The 21,659-nt window shown below is 64.1% G+C and carries 19 protein-coding genes; 15 read left to right on the top strand and 4 right to left on the bottom strand.

The window, feature by feature from the left end; genetic code table 11:
• Nucleotides 1-26 precede the first annotated feature (26 nt).
• Complete coding sequence (locus ACX12D_RS30400) at nucleotides 27-635, bottom strand: response regulator transcription factor (protein WP_459376569.1); 609 nt, start codon at nucleotides 633-635, stop codon at nucleotides 27-29.
• Nucleotides 636-1,157: 522 nt separating this feature from the next.
• Here ACX12D_RS30400 and ACX12D_RS30395 point away from each other — a divergent pair.
• The 7 genes from ACX12D_RS30395 (at nucleotide 1,158) to ACX12D_RS30365 (ending at nucleotide 8,718) form a co-directional block, all read left to right on the top strand.
• Nucleotides 1,158-1,844: a hydrolase gene (locus ACX12D_RS30395; protein WP_459374731.1), complete on the top strand. Its 687-nt coding sequence runs from the start codon at nucleotides 1,158-1,160 to the stop codon at nucleotides 1,842-1,844.
• Between the two features lie 116 nt (nucleotides 1,845-1,960).
• Nucleotides 1,961-2,950 (top strand): alpha/beta fold hydrolase, encoded by a 990-nt coding sequence (locus ACX12D_RS30390; protein ID WP_459374730.1) that lies wholly within the window; start codon nucleotides 1,961-1,963, stop codon nucleotides 2,948-2,950.
• A gap of 81 nt (nucleotides 2,951-3,031) precedes the next feature.
• Entirely contained in the window at nucleotides 3,032-4,897 is a 1,866-nt protein-coding gene (locus ACX12D_RS30385; protein ID WP_459374729.1) for an amidohydrolase, read from the top strand.
• 127 nt (nucleotides 4,898-5,024) lie between these two features.
• Entirely contained in the window at nucleotides 5,025-5,318 is a 294-nt protein-coding gene (locus ACX12D_RS30380; RefSeq protein ID WP_441632417.1) for a XapX domain-containing protein, read from the top strand.
• A 118-nt stretch (nucleotides 5,319-5,436) separates the two neighbouring features.
• Nucleotides 5,437-6,471, top strand: coding sequence for a porin (locus ACX12D_RS30375; RefSeq protein ID WP_459374728.1), 1,035 nt, complete (start codon nucleotides 5,437-5,439; stop codon nucleotides 6,469-6,471).
• Between the two features lie 33 nt (nucleotides 6,472-6,504).
• Entirely contained in the window at nucleotides 6,505-7,233 is a 729-nt protein-coding gene (locus ACX12D_RS30370) for a YoaK family protein (protein ID WP_459374727.1), read from the top strand.
• 1,092 nt (nucleotides 7,234-8,325) lie between these two features.
• Entirely contained in the window at nucleotides 8,326-8,718 is a 393-nt protein-coding gene (locus ACX12D_RS30365; protein WP_459374726.1) for a response regulator transcription factor, read from the top strand.
• Here ACX12D_RS30365 and ACX12D_RS30360 read toward each other — a convergent pair.
• A complete protein-coding gene (locus ACX12D_RS30360) occupies nucleotides 8,660-8,896 on the bottom strand; it encodes a LuxR C-terminal-related transcriptional regulator (RefSeq protein WP_459374725.1) in 237 nt (78 codons plus the stop codon). The genes ACX12D_RS30365 and ACX12D_RS30360 overlap by 59 nt on opposite strands.
• Before the next feature lie 287 nt (nucleotides 8,897-9,183).
• On the opposite strand from ACX12D_RS30360, the gene ACX12D_RS30355 reads away from it, so the two are divergent.
• The 8 genes from ACX12D_RS30355 (at nucleotide 9,184) to ACX12D_RS30320 (ending at nucleotide 20,094) form a co-directional block, all read left to right on the top strand.
• Nucleotides 9,184-9,423 carry a hypothetical protein gene (locus ACX12D_RS30355; RefSeq protein ID WP_459374724.1) on the top strand — a complete coding sequence of 80 codons (240 nt, stop codon included), beginning with the start codon at nucleotides 9,184-9,186 and terminating at the stop codon, nucleotides 9,421-9,423.
• 595 nt (nucleotides 9,424-10,018) lie between these two features.
• A complete protein-coding gene (locus ACX12D_RS30350; RefSeq protein WP_459374723.1) occupies nucleotides 10,019-10,717 on the top strand; it encodes a hydrolase in 699 nt (232 codons plus the stop codon).
• A 341-nt stretch (nucleotides 10,718-11,058) separates the two neighbouring features.
• Entirely contained in the window at nucleotides 11,059-11,298 is a 240-nt protein-coding gene (locus tag ACX12D_RS30345) for a DUF2789 domain-containing protein (protein ID WP_459374722.1), read from the top strand.
• 170 nt (nucleotides 11,299-11,468) lie between these two features.
• Complete coding sequence (locus ACX12D_RS30340) at nucleotides 11,469-13,139, top strand: amidohydrolase (RefSeq protein WP_459374721.1); 1,671 nt, start codon at nucleotides 11,469-11,471, stop codon at nucleotides 13,137-13,139.
• Nucleotides 13,140-13,819: 680 nt separating this feature from the next.
• Nucleotides 13,820-15,157 carry an HlyD family secretion protein gene (locus tag ACX12D_RS30335; RefSeq protein ID WP_459374720.1) on the top strand — a complete coding sequence of 446 codons (1,338 nt, stop codon included), beginning with the start codon at nucleotides 13,820-13,822 and terminating at the stop codon, nucleotides 15,155-15,157.
• A gap of 109 nt (nucleotides 15,158-15,266) precedes the next feature.
• Complete coding sequence (locus ACX12D_RS30330; protein WP_459376568.1) at nucleotides 15,267-16,544, top strand: hypothetical protein; 1,278 nt, start codon at nucleotides 15,267-15,269, stop codon at nucleotides 16,542-16,544.
• A 2-nt stretch (nucleotides 16,545-16,546) separates the two neighbouring features.
• Nucleotides 16,547-18,532, top strand: a complete 1,986-nt coding sequence (locus tag ACX12D_RS30325) for a glycosyltransferase (protein WP_459374719.1) — start codon at nucleotides 16,547-16,549, stop codon at nucleotides 18,530-18,532.
• Nucleotides 18,533-18,537: 5 nt separating this feature from the next.
• Nucleotides 18,538-20,094: an efflux transporter outer membrane subunit gene (locus ACX12D_RS30320; protein ID WP_459374718.1), complete on the top strand. Its 1,557-nt coding sequence runs from the start codon at nucleotides 18,538-18,540 to the stop codon at nucleotides 20,092-20,094.
• An 18-nt stretch (nucleotides 20,095-20,112) separates the two neighbouring features.
• On the opposite strand, the gene ACX12D_RS30315 is transcribed toward ACX12D_RS30320, so the two are convergent.
• A complete protein-coding gene (locus ACX12D_RS30315; protein ID WP_459374717.1) occupies nucleotides 20,113-20,907 on the bottom strand; it encodes an amino acid ABC transporter permease in 795 nt (264 codons plus the stop codon).
• A complete protein-coding gene (locus ACX12D_RS30310; protein ID WP_459374716.1) occupies nucleotides 20,900-21,646 on the bottom strand; it encodes an amino acid ABC transporter permease in 747 nt (248 codons plus the stop codon). Before ACX12D_RS30310 ends, ACX12D_RS30315 begins: the two co-directional genes overlap by 8 nt.
• Nucleotides 21,647-21,659 lie beyond the last annotated feature (13 nt).

Below are 21,659 nucleotides of genomic sequence, written 5' to 3'. Positions count from 1 at the left end.
GCCCAAGGTCCCAACGTCCCAAGGACTCAATGCGGCGACTCGCAAATGCCGAGTTGCTGCGCCATCAATACAAGTTCGGCAAAGGTGCGTGCCTTCATCTTGCGCATGGCCTGCCCGCGATGAATTTTCACGGTGACCTCGCTAAGACTTAGCTCGCCGGCGATCTGCTTGTTCAGCATACCGGTCACCACCATGCGCATGACCTCGGCCTCACGCGGCGTCAGGCTCTGGTAGTTGGCTCGTAGTTCATCCAGCTTACGCATGCCATGGCGGCGATCCCGATCCTTTTGCAAGGCGGCCGCCACGGCATCGAGCAGGTCCTGCTCGCGGAATGGCTTCGCCAGAAAATCCTCGGCACCGGCCTTCATGGCAGCAACGGTCATGGGGATGTCGCCGTAACCCGTCATGAAAATGATTGGGATCTGGACGTCCATTTGGGACAGCCGGGTCTGTAGGTCCAGGCCACTCTGCCCGCGGAGCCTGACATCGAGCAGAAGGCAAGTGGGCGCGTCCGGGAACGCGAATGCTAGCAGTTCGGCAGCGGATGCGAACAGTGCGACACGCATCCCGACTGATCGGAAGAGGTTCTCCAACGCGCCGCGAAGCATCGCGTCGTCATCAACGATTAGCACCATCGCTTCATCACTCGCGCTGGTGTCCGCGGTTACGAAGCTGTTGATTGTCACAGTCAATCTCCAGTGCACTCATCGGTGCGCGGGGTCTGGGCAGGCCCACTCACGCCAATTTGGCATGACCCCCGCAAAACCTTGGATTACAGCATATTGCCGGGATCCTGAGTACTTATACCATGGGGTTAGTTCGGCGTGGATCTTGGAGCCAGCCCCAGCCAGCCGGTATGCAGGGTGCGGCACATCAGAGTCGCACACAGCCCTATGTCTCCCCACGCCGCAAGGGCCGGCCAAGCTATTCCCGTTTGCTGTGGCACGGCCCGGCGGCATCGCGATGAAACCAAGGCCGCGCACCACTAATACGAATCGACAATGGTCATGGCCGACAGCGCCGACTATTCTTGCGTCAGGTTGCGATCCGGATAAAAACACCAGTCGCGGCCCTTATGCCTAGCCGCCCCGACGCGGCTCTGTCGCGGCGGCTGGTGCCGCGGCAGCCCACACTTTCGCCCCCAACAGGAGCACGCAATGTCCAATCCCAAGCTTGAAGTCCTCACCCCGCAGAACAGCCAGCTGATCTTCATCGACCATCAACCGCAGATGGCTTTCGGCGTCCAGTCGATGGACCGCCAGGCGATGAAGAACAACGTCGTTGGCCTGGCCAAGGCGGCAAAGATCTTCAATATCCCGACGACGATCACCACCGTCGAGAGCGAGTCGTTCTCGGGCTTCACCTATCCGGAACTGCTCGACGTGTTCCCGGACCAGAAGACGCTGGAGCGCACCTCGATGAACTCGTGGGACGACCAGAAGGTGCGCGACGCGCTGGCCGCCAACGGCCGCAAGAAGGTCGTCGTCGCCGGCCTGTGGACGGAAGTCTGCAACACCACCTTCGCACTGTGCGCGATGCTCGAAGGCGACTACGAGATCTACATGGTTGGTGATGCCTCCGGCGGCACCAGCAAGGAAGCGCATGACTACGCCATGCAACGCATGGTCCAGGCCGGCGTGGTGCCGGTGACCTGGCAGCAGGTGCTGCTCGAATGGCAACGCGACTGGGCCCACCGCGACACCTATGACGCCGTCATGAAGCTGGCGAAGGAACACTCGGGCGCCTATGGCATGGGTGTCGACTACGCGTACACGATGGTCCACAAGGCCGCCCAGCGCACGGCTACGGGGCACGAATCCATCGCCCCGGTTCCCGCACGCTAAACGCGGATCAAAAAGAAGATAGTCATCGGCCTACGCACGATTTCCGTGTGTAGGCCGACGCAACCAGCGATCTCATTCATCCCGGATTTCGAGCCAACTTTCGGCTAGCCCTAATCATGCAAATAGAACACCCCCAGGAACACGGTCACAACATCGATGCATCGCGCCGGCAACTGCTGGTAGGTAGCACTGTTGGCGCCGCGGCCGCATCGGTGGCGTCGCTTGCCGCACTGACGCCCACGGCCGCGCAAGCTGCGCCGGCCGGCAGCCGCGCCACGAAGCAGGGTCCCTACGTCACGACCAAAGACGGCACGCGCATCTTCTACAAGGACTGGGGCACGGGACGCCCGGTGGTGTTCTCGCACGGCTGGCCGCTCAATGCCGACGCCTGGGACGCCCAGATGCTGTACCTGGTGCAGAAGGGCTTTCGCGTGATCGCCCATGACCGTCGCGGCCATGGCCGTTCGGACCAGCCCGCGCAGGGCAACAACATGGACGCCTACGCCGACGACCTGGCCGCGCTGCTGGACGCCCTCGACATCAAAGGCGCCACACTGGTTGGCCACTCCACCGGCGGCGGCGAAGTGGCGCGCTACATCGGCCGTCATGGCACAAAGCGCGTGGCCAAGGCGGTATTGATCGGCGCGGTGCCGCCAATCATGCTCAAGACCGCGGCCAACCCGAACGGGCTGCCAATGGAAGTGTTCGACAGCATCCGCAAGAACGTGACGCAGAACCGCTCGCAGTTCTACAAGGACCTGACTACGCCCTTCTTCGGCTCCAACCGCCCCGGCGCGAAGGTTTCGCAGGGCACCATCGACGCGTTCTGGGCACAGGGCATGACCGGTGGCATTCTGGGCCAGTACGCATGCATCAAGGAGTTCTCGGAGGTGGACTACACCGAGGACCTGAAGAAAATCACTGTGCCGACGCTGATCCTGCATGGTGACGACGACCAGATCGTGCCCATCGACAACTCGGGCCGCCTGTCGGCCAAGATCGTCAAGAACGCCACGCTCAAGGTCTACCCGGGCGCATCGCATGGCATGTGCGTAGTCAACGCCGATCAGGTCAATGCCGACCTGCTTGCCTTTCTGAACAGCTAAGCCGCGATGTCAGTTACCCGCCGGCAATTCATCGCCTCTGCCACCGCCCCCGATGCGGCGGCCTCTTCGGATCTTCTCGCCATGACCCCGAACCCGACTCCCGACCTGATCCTCGTCAACGGCAAGTTCGCCACGCTCGACAAGTCCAACCCGCAAGCCGACGCGGTCGCCATCCGCGACGGCCGCTTCGTGGGGGTGGGCGTGCGCCAGGACATCATGAAGCTCTCCGGGCCGCAGACAAAGGTGATCGACCTGAACGGCCGGCGGGCCATTCCCGGGCTGATTGACAGCCACATGCACATTATCCGCGGCGGCCTGAACTACAACATGGAGTTGCGCTGGGACGGCGTGCGTTCGCTGGCCGATGCGATGCGCATGCTCAAGGAACAGGTGGCGCGCACGCCCGCGCCGCAATGGGTGCGCGTGGTCGGCGGGTTCACGGAACACCAGTTCGTGGAAAAACGCTTGCCAACCATCGAGGAACTGAACGCCGTGGCGCCCGATACCCCGGTATTCATCCTGCACCTCTATGACCGCGCCATCCTGAACGGCGCCGCGCTGCGCGCGGTGGGCTACAACAAGGACACGCCGAATCCGCCGGGTGGCGAGATCATGCGCGACGCGCGCGGCAATCCCACAGGCCTGCTGCTGGCCAAGCCGAACGCGACGATTCTCTATGCGACGCTCGCCAAGGGGCCGAAGCTGCCGCCCGAATACCAGAAGAACTCCACGCGCCACTTCATGCGCGAGGTGAACCGGCTGGGCGTGACCGGCGTGATCGATGCCGGCGGCGGCTATCAGAACTACCCCGAGGACTACAACATCATCGAGGAGTTGCACAAGGACGGGCAGCTCACGGTGCGGCTGGCGTACAACCTGTTCACGCAGAAGCCGAAGGAAGAACTGAGCGACTTCAAGACCTGGACGTCGACCGTTAAGCCAGGCCAGGGCGATGACCTCTACCGCCACAATGGCGCCGGCGAAATGCTGGTCTACACCGCGGCCGACTTCGAGGACTTCCGTGTCGAGCGCCCCGACATGGCGCCGTCGATGGAAGCCGATCTGGAGCCGGTTATCCGCCTGCTGGCGGAAAAGCGCTGGCCGTGGCGGCTGCATGCCACCTATGACCAGACCATCTCGCGTGCGCTGGACGTCTATGAGAAAGTCGCCAAGGACATCCCGTTTGACGGCTTGAACTGGTTCTTCGACCACGCCGAGACCATCAGCGACCGCAATATCGACCGCATCGCCGCGCTCGGCGGCGGCATTGCCGTGCAGCACCGCATGGCATACCAGGGCGAGTACTTCGTCGAGCGCTATGGCGCCCGCGCCGCCGAAGCCACGCCGCCGATCAAGAAGATGCTCGAGAAGGGCGTCAAGGTCGGTGCCGGCACGGATGCGACGCGCGTGGCGTCCTACAACCCGTGGGTGTCGCTGTACTGGCTGACCACCGGCAAGACCGTCGGCGGCATGTCGATGTACCCGCAGGCCAACCTGCTGGACCGCGACACGGCGCTGCGGCTGTGGACCGAAGCCAACACGTGGTTCTCGTCTGAGGTGGGCAAGAAGGGCCAGATCAAGGTGGGCCAGCTGGCCGACCTGGCGGTGCTGTCGCAGGACTACTTCAGCGTGCCGGGCGACGAGATCCAGGACATCACCTCGGTGATGACGATCCTCGGCGGCAAAGTGGTCTATGGCGACAGCGAGTTCGGCAAGCTGTCACCGGAGATTCCGCCGGCCATGCCGGACTGGTCGCCGGCCCGCCATGGCAGCCAATATCAGCCGCGCCCTCAAGCGAAGGCGCTGGCGCTGAACACCGCGTGCGGCTGCGCCAGTTCGTGCGGCGTGCATGGCCACGCGCATGCCAAGGCCTGGACCTCGGGCGTGCCGACGTCGGACGAAAGCACGTTCTGGGGCGCGCTGGGCTGCTCGTGCTGGGCATTCTGATCCACGTTGACCACGATACTACCGCGCTGATCCCGAACCGCATGCGGCTGCCGCGCGGCGAAGACGGACTGGGCCTGCCGCCGGCGCGGCGCCGCGCCGATTTCCCCCGTTTCCAACCTTGTCTCATATGAAGCTCTATCTCATCTCCCTTGGCGCCGGCATCCTGGTCGGCATCATCTATGCATTGATGCAGGTCCGCTCGCCTGCGCCGCCCGCGATTGCTTTGATCGGGCTGCTAGGCATGCTGATTGGCGAGCAGGTTGTACCGCCGGTCAAGCGCATGCTGGCGGGCGAGCCAGTCACCATTGCATGGTTCCGCGGCGAATGCGTCCCGAAGATTACGGGTACACCGCCCAATGCGGACACGACCGTTGAACCGTCGGCAGCCCTCCGCGCGCGTAGCAAAGAAGGGAACCAGTAACGCCATGAGTCGCTTCCGAAACCGACCCGAAGCACTTACCAGCCGTACTAACGCAATCGGGCCCCGGCGCATTTACGTCGCCTTGGCAGCGTCCTTGTCCGCGGCCGCGGCACCCGCCGTGGCGGACAGCAATGTGGCGGTCTATGGTCGGCTGAACACAGCAATCGAGTATGTGACCGTGACCACCGCAACCGACGGCAGCAGACTTGGCAATACGGCGCGCCTCACGAATAACCGCTCCGTGTTCGGCTTGCGGGGCGAGGAACAGTTGGCCAACGGGATCAAGGCGATCTGGCAAATCGAAAGCGCCCTGTCGATTGACAACGGCGCGGGGCAAATCGCCGCACGAGATACCCGACTCGGCCTGCAGAGCCCGTACGGCACCCTCTTCATGGGCAACTGGGACACACCATACACAAGTGCGACCAAGAGCTACGACCCGTATTACCCCACCACTGCGGGCTACATGGCGCTGATAGGCAATGGCGCTGCGTCTACCAGCGACAATGTCCAGAACACCAGCTCATTTGATCGACGACAGAAGAACTCATTGCACTACCAGTCGCCGACGTGGCACGGCTTGAGCGGCGCCATTGCCTGGGGATTGCCGGAAGAAAAGACAACGGTGCCGCGCAATCCCGCGCTGTATTCCTTTGCCACCGCCTATGACCACGGCAACCTGAACCTGACGCTTGCCTATGAGATCCACCAGCACTACCAGACCAGCGGACGCAATGACGACGCAATCAAGGCAGGGATTTCCTATCAGTTCCCGTCGACGCGCGTCAGTGCCCTGTATGAACGCCTGCACTACCGTACCGCCACTGGAGACCTTACGCGCGATGGCTACTATGTCTCGCTGATACAGCGGCTTGGCATCGGTAGCATACGCGCCGGCTTCGCCTTTGTCGGCAATGGCTCCGGCACGGCTATGGAAACGATTGGATCCGTCCGCAGTGGTTCGGAAACCGGCGCATATCAGGTAACTGTCGGCTACGACTGTCCACTTTCCAAGCGAACCGCGCTATACGCTTACTACAGCCGCATCAACAACCGCAGCAACGCTACCTATGACTTCGCCATCAATAACATCGGCATCAGGGCTGGCGCCGACCCGCAGACGTTCGCCATTGCGATGCGGCACAACTTCTGACCGTTCGCTGAACAACCTTCGTGGGAGACCGAATTGACACCCACACCGCTTCCCGACACGAGCGGCCGCGCTGATCTTTCGGGACCGGCGTTCGGCAGCATCCTGGCCTTTGTCGCAGGCTATGTAGACGTGGTCGGGTTCATTTTACTAGCCGGCCTGTTTACGGCACACGTGACAGGAAACTTCCTGATGATCGGCGTCGACATCGCCGGTGATTCAACGGGCCTGCTCGCCAAACTGCTTGCGCTGCCGACTTTTGCCTTGGCGGTCGCTGCCGCCAGGTTGACCGAGTCACGCATGGTACGGAACAAACAATCGGCACCCTCGCTGTTGCTGCTTGCCGAGGCCGCGGCGCTGGTTCTCTTCATAATTGCCGGGCTCCACGCCTCTCCCATTTCTGATCCGGGTACGCCGGCGGCCGTCGGCGCCGGCATGCTTGCCGTGGTGGCCATGGGTATTCAGAACTCACTGTCCAGGACGTCTTTGTCAGACCTTGGCCCCACGACGATCATGACGGGAAATACCACGCAAATCATCATTGACCTGGTGGACTTGCCATCCGCATCTGAGGCGGAACGCAAAGCCATACGCGGTCGGCTCAAAAAGATGGTACCGGCGCTCGCGGGTTTCGCATCGGGCGCCGCTCTCGGCGCCCTTGGCTATTCGATGCTCTCGATCTGGTGTGTCATGCTGCCAGCCGTATTGCTGACGGCGCTCAGTCTATTGACTTGGCGCAATGGCGCAAACAGCCTGCAGAAGTGAATTGGCTGACGAGTGAATTCGAGACGCCCTCGCCTTCCTGCGCTACATGGCTTGCAATCGGCGGAAGACCACCGCTGACCTAGCCTTGAGAACTTCCCCCGGCTCGACGATGCGTATGATCGAGCCGGGGGAAGCTTGTCTTCAAAAGCGATATTTTCCAGTGGTCAAAGATACGTGGATTCGTGATCTGCAGGACTCCATCCCTGACAGAGGACAGTCGGCTAATACGAACAGACAATAGCCACAGCCTGCATCGCCAATTAATCTCTCCTGGTTTCGCAGGATCACGACACAGCCGGAGCAGTGCACCGTGCTGAGGACAGTCCTGCACGGGGATGGGTGAATCATCGGCTGCCTCCTCCGGTCTTGCATCCGTGCACTGATTGCCGGCACGAAGGCCCCACCAATCTCCCTCACCAACAAGAAGACTCGCGATGAACAGAGACACTCTCACCACGGCTGCGGGCGCACCGGTTACCGACAATCAGAACGCGCAGAAGGAATCCGGCGCGCAGTGAACGACCTAAAGTGAGCTGACCGATTCACCGCTGCCCTGCTCCGGAGGGCGGTGGGAACTTGAATCGGTACGAGCAAGACTGGCATTGGCCCGCGTTCCGCGATCGAACTGCTGGCGGCGCCAAGCCAAGCAAAGTCTCGTGCCTTCAAGCATTTCAGCAAGATAACGCGTCACTGCGGGCAAGCAGGCCGACTGCAGACTAAGAGAGCGACGCTGCTCCCCTACTACTGCAGTGTCGACAATTCCGATAGCGCTATCTACCATCCATCATCCATCATCGAACGGTCCCGGGGTCGCCCGCACCCACAAGGACTTTTGAATATACGGTGGAATATACGGTGCCATTTCGAAGCAGCCATGCATGTAATACCTTGGTATGAATCGGACAGAATAGCTGGCTGGCTCACTATCGCGGGGGGACTGATTTTCCTGGCCGGCGTGACTTCATCGCAACGTAGCGTGAAACGTGCATCCGAGGGATCGGCAATACCGTCATATCATAGGGTATGCATGGATTTGGCGTTACTCTTCCTGCAGAGCATTGACGGCGCTCGATGCGTAGACAAGGAGGCAGTGTGATAGCTCGCGTCACGATCGCAATAGTTGACGACGATGCCGCCGTCCGGAATGCCGTGGGGGGGCTGCTGCGTTCGCTCGATCTTGGCGTGCAATTGTTCGGAGGTGGTCAAGAGCTACTGCGGTGGACTTCGCTGCCTTGCCTGTCCTGCGTGATCACAGACGCGAAAATGCCCGGCATGGACGGATTCGCTTTGATAGAGGCGCTGCGCGCACGCAATCTCGATATGCCTGTCATTTTCATGACCGCATTTGCGCATGAGGGATTTGATCAGCGTGCCAGGGCATTGGGTGCGACGTGCGTCCTCCACAAGCCCTTTCAGGACACGGACATCATCCAATGCATTGAAAAAGCACTACGTCCTCGCAAGACGGACTCTCCTTCATCGTAAGTTCTTCGTGCAGTGGATTCACGAGACCGAGAGTTTGCGCAAGTAGCACCGGATCAGCGAAACGCCGAGCCCTCATTTTTCGCATTGCCTGGCATCGATGAACTTTGACAGTCACCACGCTGATGCACATGGCGGCGGCGATCTCCTTGTTTGTCAAACCGGATGCGGCATGCGCCATGACCTCACTCTCCCCCGGCGTCAGGGAACGAAAGCAGTCGCGCACTGCTGCCAATCGGCACAAGCGCTCACGATCACCCCACGGCTCCACGTGGGGTGATAAGACGCGCCCGACAGCAATGTAGTGTTGCACCAGCCCCTTGGCTTGAACGCATGTGGGCCACTCATACCAGAAGACGATGGAAACTGTGGACTCATCCGAATAATGTGTGCAAACCCCAAGTCAACATTTGGCTGCGCGAGGCCGGCACTTGAGACAGACACGGGATGAACAATCACGGAGATTCCATGAATGGCAACATCTACTTGAAGCTGGCCCAGCTCCAAGCGGCGGTCCATGCCAATGAACAAGACGCGACATTGTGGCGCTGGTTCTCAGATCAGATGGAGGACCAGACAATGCGCTGCGAACGCAAAAAGGGGGACTGGGTCATTTGCGTGGCCGGTCGCGAGCTGGCGCGTGACCCGTCCTTCGACCTGGCGGTTCGCGCCGCTCACTTCCTTTGCCGCGCACTGAGAGCCTTGTAGACGAGCCGGTGACAATGTACGCGCTGCGCAGGATCGACAATTTGCGCGCATACCGCCGCGGCCTTTTCCTGCGGTACGGGGCCTTCCCACTGCTCTGCCGCCTGGACTTCGACGCTCTCGACGTGGCGCATCGCCGGTGTTCGATTGCAGTTCTTCGGTGACGACTCTGGCCATCCACCCGTCTTCACGCAGTGCCTTGCATACGCAAATGTGATTGGGCGGTCTACGTCGGTTGTCCATTCGTGGGGACCTGAAGGCGTGCTCCCGATTTGTCGCGCTATATCGGTCGCGCGGCAATTTTCAACAAGCGGCTGGTTACCCGGCGACCTGAGCAAAGTGCGCGCTGGCAAGAAGACGATGACGCGCGAGACCACGGAACGCCTGTGGCGCGTCGTCCAAGGGCGATGGACCCACTGGGACAGAGCCCTCTCGCGCCTCAATGAATGAAATTCAATTATTTTGAATAACTATTGCAGAGATAGGCCACTATCTGGAATGGGGCAGTCGGTATAGTTCTGCACATAGACAGACCAGCCCGAATCACCGCAGCCAGACAGGGCGCGAATCGTTAAATCAAATTTTTTGGATAGAAATCATGTCGAACGCCAAACTGCAAGTCCTGACCCCGCGCAACAGCCAATTGATCATCATCGACCACCAGCCCCAGATGGCCTTTGGCGTGCAGTCGATGGACCGCCAGACCATGAAGAACAACGTCGTGGGCCTGGCCAAGGCGGCCAAGATCTTCGACGTGCCGACCACCATCACCACGGTAGAGAGCGAGTCGTTCTCCGGCTATACCTACCCGGAGATCCTGGACGTGTTCCCCGGCAAGGAAACGCTGGAGCGCACCTCGATGAATTCCTGGGATGACCAGAAGGTGCGCGACGCGCTGGCCGCTAATGGCCGCAAGAAAATCGTCGTGGCGGGTCTGTGGACCGAAGTCTGCAACACGACCTTCGCGCTGTCCGCGATGCACGACAGCGACTACGAGATCTACATGGTCGCCGACGCCTCGGGCGGCACCAGCAAGGAAGCCCACGACTACGCCATGCAGCGCATGATCCAGGCCGGCGTGGTACCGGTGACCTGGCAGCAGGTGCTGCTCGAATGGCAGCGCGACTGGGCGCACCGCGACACCTATGACGCCGTGATGAAGCTCGTCAAGGAACACTCGGGCGCCTACGGCATGGGCGTGGACTATGCCTACACCATGGTCCACAAGGCCGCACAACGTACCGCAACCGCGCACGAGTCGATCGCGGCCGTGCATGCGCCGGTGATCGAGAACTAAACGCCCCTGGTCTGCGCCGAACGCTTCCTGCAGTTTTCGGCGCCAAACAACCTTCGACTGCAACGCCACCACGGCTCACTGAAAAATGACACACGACAAGAAGATTGCCACGAAGTGGGAAATGGCGGCGTTTGCATTCCTTACCGGCTTTAATGCACACGCCCACACGTCTTCGTCACTGGGCGTTGTCTCTGGCACGCTCGCTGTTTGCGCGCTGATTGCGCGGGCTATGCATAGCTGGGTAGAACAGCCCGCAAACGCGAGCGCCGCTCTTATTTAAAAATGCGCAGTCCTAAGGCGGCGCTTTCATCCGCCAAAACCCTGCTTCCCGGACGTTTCCCATGGACACCCCATTTCACCAGTTTTCCGACCTGTTCGCCCAACTCGGCTTGCCATCCAGCAACGCGGACGTTCTTGCGTTCCTTGCGAAGCATTCGCCGCTACCGCAAGACATCAATCTTTGGGAAGCACCATTCTGGACGCCGGCCCAGGCAACCTTGCTGCACGACGGATTTGACGAGGACGCAGACTGGGCACAATCCGTGGACCAGTTAAATCTTGCGTTGCGCGCACCGGCTTGAACTGGTCGAGGTTCTCGCCGGGAGCACAGGTTTAACTTCTTCTATTCGCAAAGCGCTTTGTCTGTCATCCTCCATTAAAATCGTACGTGGCTATAAAATAAGCAGTAGGCATCCTGAGAGCCCACAAAAAAAAGCCAAAGCGCTGTACGACAACAACAAGGAGATTTGACTTGAAACACGCGATCCACAAGAGCCTGCTGGCAGTAGCCGTCGGCTTGACGATGTCGGCCCACGCCGCGCCTACGCTGATCGAATCCGTGCAGGGGTACACCTTGAAGAACGACCAGGTCGCCAGCTTCACCGGCCTGGTGTTCGACCAGGGCAAGGTGCTGGCCACCGGCGACGCCACCGCGCTGCGCGCGCAGTACCCCGATGCCAGGCGCGTCGACGGCCAGGGCAAGACCCTGCTGCCGGGCCTGATCGACGCGCACGGCCACGTGTTCCGCCTGGGCTTCAAGACCACCGAGATCTCGCTGTCGGGCACCAAGGACCTGGCCGAAGCGCAGGGCATGATCCGCGCCTACGGCGACAAGAACCCGCAGCGCAAATGGCTGCTGGGCTACGGCTGGAACCAGGTCAACTGGAAGCTGGGCCGCTTCCCCACCGCGGCCGAGCTGGACGCCGCCGTATCGGACCGCCCGGTGCGCCTGGTGCGCGTGGACGGCCACGCCGCGTGGCTGAACACCAAGGCCATGCAAGCCGCCGGCATCACGCGCGACACCAAGGACCCGGCGGGCGGTCGCATCGAGCGCGACGCCAGCGGCAACCCCACCGGCGTGCTGGTCGACAAGGCCATGGCGCTGGTCAACAACGTGATTCCGCCGTACTCGGACGACGACCGCCGCGCCGCGCTGGCCGCCGCACTGGCGCATATGAACGCGCTCGGCCTGACCGCCGCGGGCGACGCCGGCGTGACCGCGCAGGAAGACCGCATCTACCGCGAGTTCGCCGACCAGGGCAAGCTGACCACGCGCATCTACGGCATGATCCGCGACACCGGCGACGACTTCAAGGCGCTCTCCGCCAAGGGCCCGCTCTCTGGCTACGGCAACGACCGCTACTACCTGCGTGCGGTCAAGCTGTACGGCGACGGCGCACTCGGCAGCCGTGGCGCGGCGCTGATGGCGCCGTACTCGGATGATCATGTGCACAGCGGCCTGCTGTTCATGAGCGACGCGGCCATGCAGGCGAACGTCAAGATGGCGATCAAGGCCGGCTACCAGGTCAACGTGCACGCCATCGGCGACGCCACCAACCACCAGGTGCTGGACGCGATTGAAGTCGCCTACAAGGAAGTCGGCGGCCGCGAGCTGCGCAATCGCATCGAGCACGCCCAGGTGGTGGCGCTGCCGGACATCCCGCGCTTCAAGCAGCTCGACCTGATCGCCTCGATGCAGCCCACCCATGCCACCAGCGACATGAACATGGCTGAGGACCGCATCGGCAAGGAACGCATCAAGGGCGCCTACGCCTGGCAGACCATGCTCAAGCAAGGCACCGTGATTGCCGGCGGCTCGGACTTCCCGGTGGAATCTGCCAACCCCTTCTACGGCCTGCATGCAGCGGTCACGCGTACCGACCACGAAGGCCGCCCGATCAAGGGCTGGCATCCGGAGGAAGCCATGACCCTGACCCAGGCCTTCCGCGCCTTCACGCTGGACGCCGCTTACGCGGAGCACCAGGAGAAGACGCTGGGATCGCTGGAGCCGGGCAAGTGGGCCGACTTCATCCTGGTCGACCAGGACCTGTTCAAGGTGGCGCCGGCCGAGATCTGGAAGACCCGCGTGACGCAGACGTGGGTGGCGGGTGAGCGCGTGTACGCGGACGCAAGCGCACGTTGATGTTGATACGCTGAATTGCGGAGTGCCCTGGCGTGTATGCTTCGCCATGGCATGATCGAGAGGCCGGCCCTGCGCCGGCCTTTTTTTTCATGCGCGCTGCCTCGTCACAGCGTGTGTTGCAAACAGAAAACATCCGTTGCCCGCCCCCCGGGCAGCATGCGATCAAGTGGCGAGCATGGCGCACATGCCATTGCGCCATGGGAAGAAACAATGTCAGCAGAGGCCGCGGGGAATGTCTCATCCTCCGAAAATGTGCCCATGCGCATTTGCCCGCATGGGAAATGGAGGCATCCGATGCCGTTGATTTCAACGGTGTGACATCCTGCTCTTACACATTCTTACAGCAGTGGCACCGCTTCTTGGCTAGCCTTCATTCACTCGCCCCCGTGCAGCGAACCCGAGTCGCGCACATCCGCGAGTATCGTCGATGGCCCTCGGGCCATACGCATTCGCCCCGCTCCTGCCGTCAGCTGGAGCGCGGGCAGATCAACGGACCCGGCACGTCCTGGTCCACACACAGATGCGCAAGCGGTCCGGCTGGGCCGTGAAACAACGCATCGCGAAAGAAATATTGGGGGACTTGCTTTACAGGGAACGTGCGTCTTGCCGACACGCCCGGTGCCGACGGCTTGCCGCTCGTTCTGCGACCCCGATCGCGCGAATTTGCCAGTGAGGATGCCATGAGCGACAAAATCGAACAAAGCCGTCCCCCGGCCACGCACCTGCCGGAATTGCGCACAGACCATCTGGCGCCCGCGAGAGGCAGCCGCGAGCTGAGCCAGCGCCGCCTCTGGCATGTGGTGCCACGCCTGACCAGTTACGGCGTGGCCGCCTTTATCGTCTGGGTGATCTTGGCCGTGATGTTCCCCCCCGTGTTCACGCGCTCGTCCGAACGCGCCGTGGTCGATGGGCCGGTCAACCTGGTCACCACGCCGGTCGAAGGCGTGGTGGCGGGCCAGCGGATTTCGGTGGGCGCCTCATTTGCGCCGGGAGACACGCTGATGAGCGTGCAGAACCAGAATGTCGACCGCGCCTTGCTGGTGGAACTGACGGGCAAGAAGCTGGACAACCAGCAGCGCTACGATGCGGCCAAAGCCAAGCTCGAAGGCGATCAGGCCCGCCTTGACGCTACCGACCAGCAGACCAAGAAATACCAGACAGCCGCGCAAGCCGAGCACGCCGCCAAGATTCGCGGCATCCAGGCCCGCATGGCAATGGCCAAGGAACAGGTGGACCAGCAGGAAGACGTGGTGAACCGCAACCAGGCCATGCAATGGGCGGGCGCGGTCAGCGAGGCCTACACCAATGCCTCCCGCTACCAGCTGTCGATCCTGTCGAACTCCAAGGAAGCGATCCGCGCCGAGCTCGACAACGCGCTCAGCAACAGCCAGGCGGCCAAGGGCAAGGTGTACCTCTCCAGCACCGATGGCGCGGTCTCCACGCTGGCGCAGCGGCACGACGAACTGAGCGCGGAGATCACCCAGCTCAAAGCGGAGCTGACCCAGCTTGAGCAGTACGGCAAGTCAGTTGACGCCCTGATCGCGGAGGAAGGGCAGCGCGTCCAGCGCATGTCCAGCCTGGATATCAAGGCCTACGATTCCGGCATGGTCCAGGACGTGCTGGCACCGCCCGGCACGCGCGTCGCGGCCGGCGCGACCTTGCTGCGCAGTACCAATTGCGCGCAACCCCGGGTGGTGGCGGTATTCCCCCGCAGCCTCAGCAACGATCTGTTGCCCGGCAACAAGGTGACAGTGCGCGTGGACGGCGTGGCCGCGCCGTTGGCCGGCAAGGTTGCCGAAATCCTGCCGCGCGCGCCCGATGGCGAGCAGGCGCGCTACTTCGTGCCGTTCCCGCCCATCGAAAAAAACGAGATCTACCTGATCGCCAAACTGGACAAGCCCTTGCCGGCGCTGCCCCTGCAGAGCGCCGGCGCGGCAGCGGATCGCTGTGCGCTGGGCCGCTGGGCCAAGGTCAGCCTCGACCAGCCTTGGTGGGGCCACATGCGCGCGCTGATCTGACGGCAGCGAATCCGACGCACGCCAGGAGATCGCCATGAACCGGGCCTCACTCACCTCGCTCACCTCACTTACCTTACGCCGCCGAATGCTGCCGCCGCTGCTGGCCGCCATGACCAGCCTGGCCACGATCCTGGCGCCGCCCGCCGCCGCCCAGGCACCCCCGGCGCAAGCGCGCGAGCAGTTGCTGGCAGGCGGCTGCCAGGCCATTGCCGCGCGGGTCGCGGCGGTGCCCGGCCAGGGCCCGGTGATGCTCGGCAGCTACGAGCCTGCACCGGGGCAGGGTCCGCTCGCACCCGCCTTGCAGCAGGCGGCGTTCGTCTACGACAACGCGCTCGCCGGCATCGCGCTGGTGGCCTGCCACCGCGTTGGCGATGCGCGCCGCATAGCGGACGCCATGGTTGCTGCCAGCGTGCGCGATCGCCACTACCACGATAACCGGCTGCGCAATGCCTACCGCGCCGGCGCGCTGCCGGCGGGCCCCGCGCCGCTGCCCGGCTGGTGGGACGCGCCGAGCCAGCGCTGGTTCGAGGACGCGTACCAGGTCGGCACCGCCACGGGCAATGTGGCATGGGCCGCGCTGATGCTGCTGGCCGTCTACGACAGCACCCACGAACGCCGCTATCTCGACAGTGCTGCGGCGTTGATGGGCTGGGTCGACGCCACGCTCTTCGATGCCGGTCCCCCGGGCGGCTTCATCGGCGGCTACTTCGGCGAGGAACCCAGCCCCACCCGCCAGTCCTGGAAATCCACCGAGCACAACGTCGATGCCTATGCCGCGTTCAGCTGGCTGGCCCGCCTCAGCAACGATCCGCGCTGGCCGCTGGCGGCGCGGCGCGCGCGCGGCTTCGTCGAGGCGATGTGGCAGCCGCGCGAAGGCCGCTTCGTGATCGGCACGCGCGACGATGGCCGCTCGCTCAATAGCGGCCCCTCCGCTCTCGATGCGGTGTTATGGCCGCTGATCGCCGTGCCAGACGCGTCCGCGGACTGGCGCAGGGGCCTGGACTGGACCCGCGAGCGCCACGGCGTCAAGGGCGGCTACGGCTTTAACGGCAACCCCGACGGCGTCTGGACCGAAGGCACGGGCCAGGCCGCGCTGGTGCTGCGCGCCAGCAGCCGCGCGCAGGATGCCTCACTGCTCTGGCCGCTGCTGCTGTCGCAGCGCGCGCCCTCCGGCCTGCTTTACGCCACGCCGGAACAACGCATCCGCACCGGCCTCTCGATCGGGCCGACCTCCACCACGGAGGACTTCTACTACTACCACCTGCCCCATCTCGGCGCGACCGCATGGGCGGTGCTGGCCGCCGCGGGCTGGAACCCCTTCCGTCCTTCCGGATGTGTCGATGCCGCTTGCACCAGCGCCATTTCCGCTCCCCCGTCCAAGGAGTAACGATGTTTGCATTCTTCCTCGATGCCAGGGCGCTGCTAGTCGTCAACGCCGCCACCTTGCTGCTCGCCTGGCTTTGCATGCGGGGAGATCGCGCCCGGGACTCCGACCGTCGCGTGTTCGGTGCCATCACCGCGACACTGCTGCTCGTCTACCTCGCCTGGCGCTGGACCCAGACGCTGCCCGAATGGCAGATGACCTTTCCGAGCCTGTGGGCGCATGCCTTCTTCGGGTTCGAGATCATGACGATCGCCTACACCGTGATCTCCATCGTCACGCTGACGCGCGGCAGCAACCATGCGCCAGCGGCCGATGCGGGCGAGGCAGCGCTGCGGCGCAGCCGCTCGGTGCCGCGCGTCGATGTCTTCATCGCAACCTACAACGAAGGGCTGGAAATACTGGAGAAGACCATTGTTGCCGCGCTGGCGATCGACTATCCGGATTTTCGCGTGTGGGTGCTCGACGACACCCGGCGCGACTGGCTGAAAGCGTTCTGCGCGCAGGTCGGCGCCAACTACGTCACGCGTCCCGACAACACGCATGCCAAGGCGGGCAACCTCAACAATGGCCTGCAGCATAGTGCCCGTGCGGAACATGGCGGCGGCGCGCCCTACATCATGGTGCTCGATGCCGACTTCGCCCCGAACAAGAGCATCCTCATGCGCACCATCGGCCTGTTCGCCGACCCCAAGGTCGGCGTAGTGCAGACGCCGCAGTTCTACTACAACGCGGACCCGATCCAGTACAACCTGCGCTCGACCGAATGCTGGGTCGACGAGCAGCGCGCCTTCTTCGATGTGATGCAGCCCGCCAAGGACGCCTGGGGCACCGCCTTTTGCATCGGTACGTCCTTCGTGGTCCGGCGCGAGGCGCTCGGCTTGATCGGCGGCTTCCCAACCGGCACGGTCACGGAGGATATCCACCTGACGTATCGCCTGATGCCCCACGGCTATGTCACGCGCTGGCTCAACGAACGCTTGAGCGTGGGCCTGTCCGCCGAAGGCCTGCCCGAGTACATCAGCCAGCGCAGCCGGTGGGGACTGGGCACGATCCAGGTAGCGCTCACGGCCGACGGGCCGCTGCGCGGACGCGGCTACACACTGGGCCAGCGCGTGCACTACGTGCACGGCCTGCTGCACTGGCTGAGCCGCCCTTTCACGCTCATGCTGCTGGCCGGGCCACTGTTGTATTGGTACTTCGACGTACCGACGCTGTACGGCGAACCGATGCAGTTCCTTGCCTATGGGGTGCCCGCGCTGCTGCTCTACTGGGCCTACAGCATCTGGGTAACCGGCTCGCGCGCGCTGCCCATCTTTACCGAGGTCACGCAGATCGTGTCCGCGCTGGCGGTCAGCGCGACGCTGGTCAGCGCGTTCTTCAAACCGTTCGGGCGTCCGTTCAAGGTCACCAACAAGGGGCTGGATCGCAGCAAGCTGGTGATCCACGGGAAGTTCGCCGCGCTCTATGGCTGCCTGATCTTGCTCTCCGGCATGGGCCTGGCGCGCGCGGTGGCCGCCGACGCGGCAGCCTCGGGACTCGTCTTCAACATCGCGTGGACCGCCGTGTCGATGGTGCTCTACCTTACCTCGCTGCTGGTCTGCGTGGAACTGCCACGGCCGCGCAAGGAAGAACGCTTCCCCTACCGGGAGCGAGCCCTGCTGCGGATCAATGGCAAGGCAGCCTGCGGCGGGCACGAGTACACGGCCACTACCGTGAACCTGTCCTGCAATGGCGTCGCCATTACCAGCGCGATGGCGGCGGCGATTCCGGTCGGCGCCGAGGGCGCGGTCTGGATGGAGGCGACCGGCTGGGTGCCGTGCCGGATCGCGCGCCGCCAGGGCAAGCTGCTCGGGCTCGCCCTGCATCTGGACATGGCGACGCGCCACCGCTTGATACGGCTGCTCTTCAGCGAGCCCGCCCACAACGTCGCCAGCCAGGGCAATCCCCGGCTGGCCATTTCGCGGCTCGTGTGGCGCGCCTTTTCCGGATGAATCCCATGCAAAAGACTCTCGCCCCTATGCTGCGCACGCTCTGCATGGCCCTGCCGCTTGCGCTGGCCGCATGCACCCTCGAGCCCACGTACCAGCGTCCCGCACAGCCAGTGCCAGAGGCCTGGCCCACCGGCCCGGCATACGCTGCCGGCGCGCCGGCGGCGGCCGACACCAGCACGGCGGCGGCCGACCTGGGCTGGCAGGACTTTTTCGTCGATGCGCGACTGCGGCGCCTGATCGAACTGGCGCTGGCCGACAACCGCGATCTGCGCGTCGCCACGCTCGCCATTGAACAGGCACGCGCCCAGTACCGTATCCAGCGCGCCGCGCAATTCCCCGCGATCGGTGCCAGCGCGGGCATGCTCAGCCAGCGCGTGCCCAGCGAACTGCGCGCGCCGGGGCAGTCGGCGGTCATCACGCAATACAGCGCGGGCGTGGGCTTCAACGCGTTCGAACTGGACTTCTTCGGGCGCGTGCGCAGCCTCAAGCACGAGGCACTCGAGCAATATCTCGCCACGGAGGAAGCGCGCCGCAGCGCCCATATCAGCCTGGTCGCCGAAGTCGCCAGCGCCTACCTGACGTGGCGCGCCGACCAGGTGCTGCTGCAAATCTCGGAGGACACGCTGAAGAGCCAGCAAGCCGCCGCCGAAATGATCGGGCGCAGCAAGCGCGCGGGCGCCATGGCAGAGCTGGACCTGCACCGCGCCGAAACCCAGGTGCAGACCGCGCGCGTGGGCGTGGAGCAATACACGCGGCAGGTCGCGCAGGACGAGAATGCCATCAGCCTGCTGATCGGCGGCCCGCTGCCGCAAGACCTGCCACCGCCCGAACCCTTCGAGTCGACCAGCCTCGTTGCCGAACTGCCAGCCGGCCTGCCCTCGGCATTGCTGCAGCAAAGGCCCGACATCATGGCCGCCGAGCACCGCCTGAAAGCCTCCAACGCCGACATCGGCGCCGCGCGGGCGGCCTTCTTCCCGACCATCTCGCTGACCGGCGCGGTTGGCTCGGCCAGCACCAATCTGGCAGGGCTGTTCGCCGCAGGCATGGGCGCGTGGACCTTCGCCCCGCAGATCACCCTGCCGATCTTCAATGCCGGCAGCAACCAGGCCAGGCTCGATGCCTCCAAGGTGCAGAAGGACATCAATATCGCCGCCTACGAAAAGACGATCCAGACCGCGTTTCGCGAAGTAGCAGACGGCCTGGCCGCGCGCGGCACCTATGACCGGGAGGCCACCGCGCAGGAAACCCTGGTCAAGGAAGCCAGCGAAACCCAGCGCCTGTCGGAGATGCGGTTCAAGAACGGCGTGGACGACTATTTCGCGGTCTTCGATGCCCAGCGCCAGCTCTATACCGCGCAGCAAACCCTGGCCACCATCCGGCTGGCCCGCCTGACGAGCCGTGTCGCGCTGTACAAGGCGCTTGGCGGAGGCTGGTCGGAGCACACGGCCGCCGTGGCGCCAGCAGCGCCGGCGAGCGCGCAAACGAGGGCGCCGGTCGCTCCGGCAACGCCGCGGCCCGCACCCGCCGTGGCGCAAGGCGCGGGCGTGGCACCGGCACGATGAAACGCACCGCCACCGCAGCTAGCGGGGCCCGATCGCTACATGCCGGCCCCGGGCCTTGGACCGGGCAGGTGGAAGCGCATGCGCTTCGGGCCGGCCCCGCCGCGCGGTGATGGCGGCGGGGCGCTGCGTCACACGGCAGGCCAGCGCCGCCACGCTCTCGATCGCCAGGCAAATCAGGAAGTAGAGCAATGCGACGGCGAGGAACACCTGCGCCGCGTAACCCACGCTGCGCCCGTTGACCTGCGTTGCCACGGTCGACAACTCCACCACGCCCACGATATAGGCCAGCGACGTATCCTTGGCCAGCGACACCCACACATTGCCCAGCGACGGCAGCATGGCGCGCAGCGTCTGCGGCAGCACCACCTGCCAGAGTGCCTGCAACGGCGTCATGCCAAGCGCCAGCGCCGCATTGCGCTGGCCGCGCCCGATCGCGTCGAAGCCCGCCGCCATGACCTGCGCGATGTAGGCCGCACCGATCAGCGCGAGCGCCAGCACCACGGTCTGCACCTCGCCCACGTGAATGCCCGCCAGCATCGGCAGCAGGAAGTAAGCCCAGAAGATCAGCATCAGCACGGGAATCGCGCGCAGGCAGGCCAGCAGCGCGCGCACGGCACGCGCCAGCGGTGCCGGCGCCAGGTCAAGCAACACGGCAACGCCAATGCCCAGCACGGTGGCACCCGCGCAGGCCAGCAGCGCCATCCACAAGGTCAGCGCGGCGCCCGCCAGGGGACCGTTGGGGAATGTGCCAGCCAGCAGGTAGGGCAACTGCCTGAGCACGACGGCCCAGCCGGAGAGATCGGCATCAGGCACGCGCGGCCTCCGTCCATCCCAGGCGGCGCAGCAGCACCGGCGCCGCCGCCTGCAACAACAGGATCAGCGCAACATAAAGCAGCGTCGCCAGGCCGAAGGCCTGGAAGGTCATCAGGCTGTCGGTCTCCACCTGCCGGGCGGTGTAGGACATCTCCGCAAAGCCGATCGCCATCGCCAGCGATGTGTTCTTGATGGTCTGGCAGAACTGCCCCACCATCGGCCGCGCGGCAACCCGCAGCGCCTGCGGCAGCACCACGCGCCAGAATGCGGCAGCGGGCGTAAAGCCAAGCGCCAGCGCCGCCGCGCCCTGGCTCGCGGGCACATTGGCAAGGCCCGCCTCGAACTCGCGCGCATAGAAGGCACTGGCGTAAAGACCGATGCCGGCCAGGCTCGCAAGCGCCTCCAGCGAAGGCGCGGGCACGTGCAAGCCGCCGATGCGCCATCCCTGCCAGTCATATAGCGCGCCGATGGCGCCCTCGCCCAGCAGCTGCGCCGCGCCGAAATACCAGAAGAACAACTGCACCAGCAACGGCGTGCGGCGCAGGAACCCGACGGCGCCGCGCGCCGCCAGGCGCAGCGGCATGATCGGGCTGCGCACAAGTGCCAGCCAGCCGGCGGCAATCGCGCAGCCAAGCACGAACACCGCCACCGACAGCGCCACGGTCAGGCCAAAGCCGGCCGCGATCCAGCCGACGTACTTTGCCGGCAGCGACTGCAGCAGGATCGCCTGCCCCTGCATGGCTAGCCCTGGC

This window comes from Cupriavidus sp. PET2-C1 (assembly GCF_054515855.1).
The sequence above is the reverse complement of the archived record's forward strand: the minus strand, read 5'-3'. Positions and strand labels throughout refer to the sequence as shown.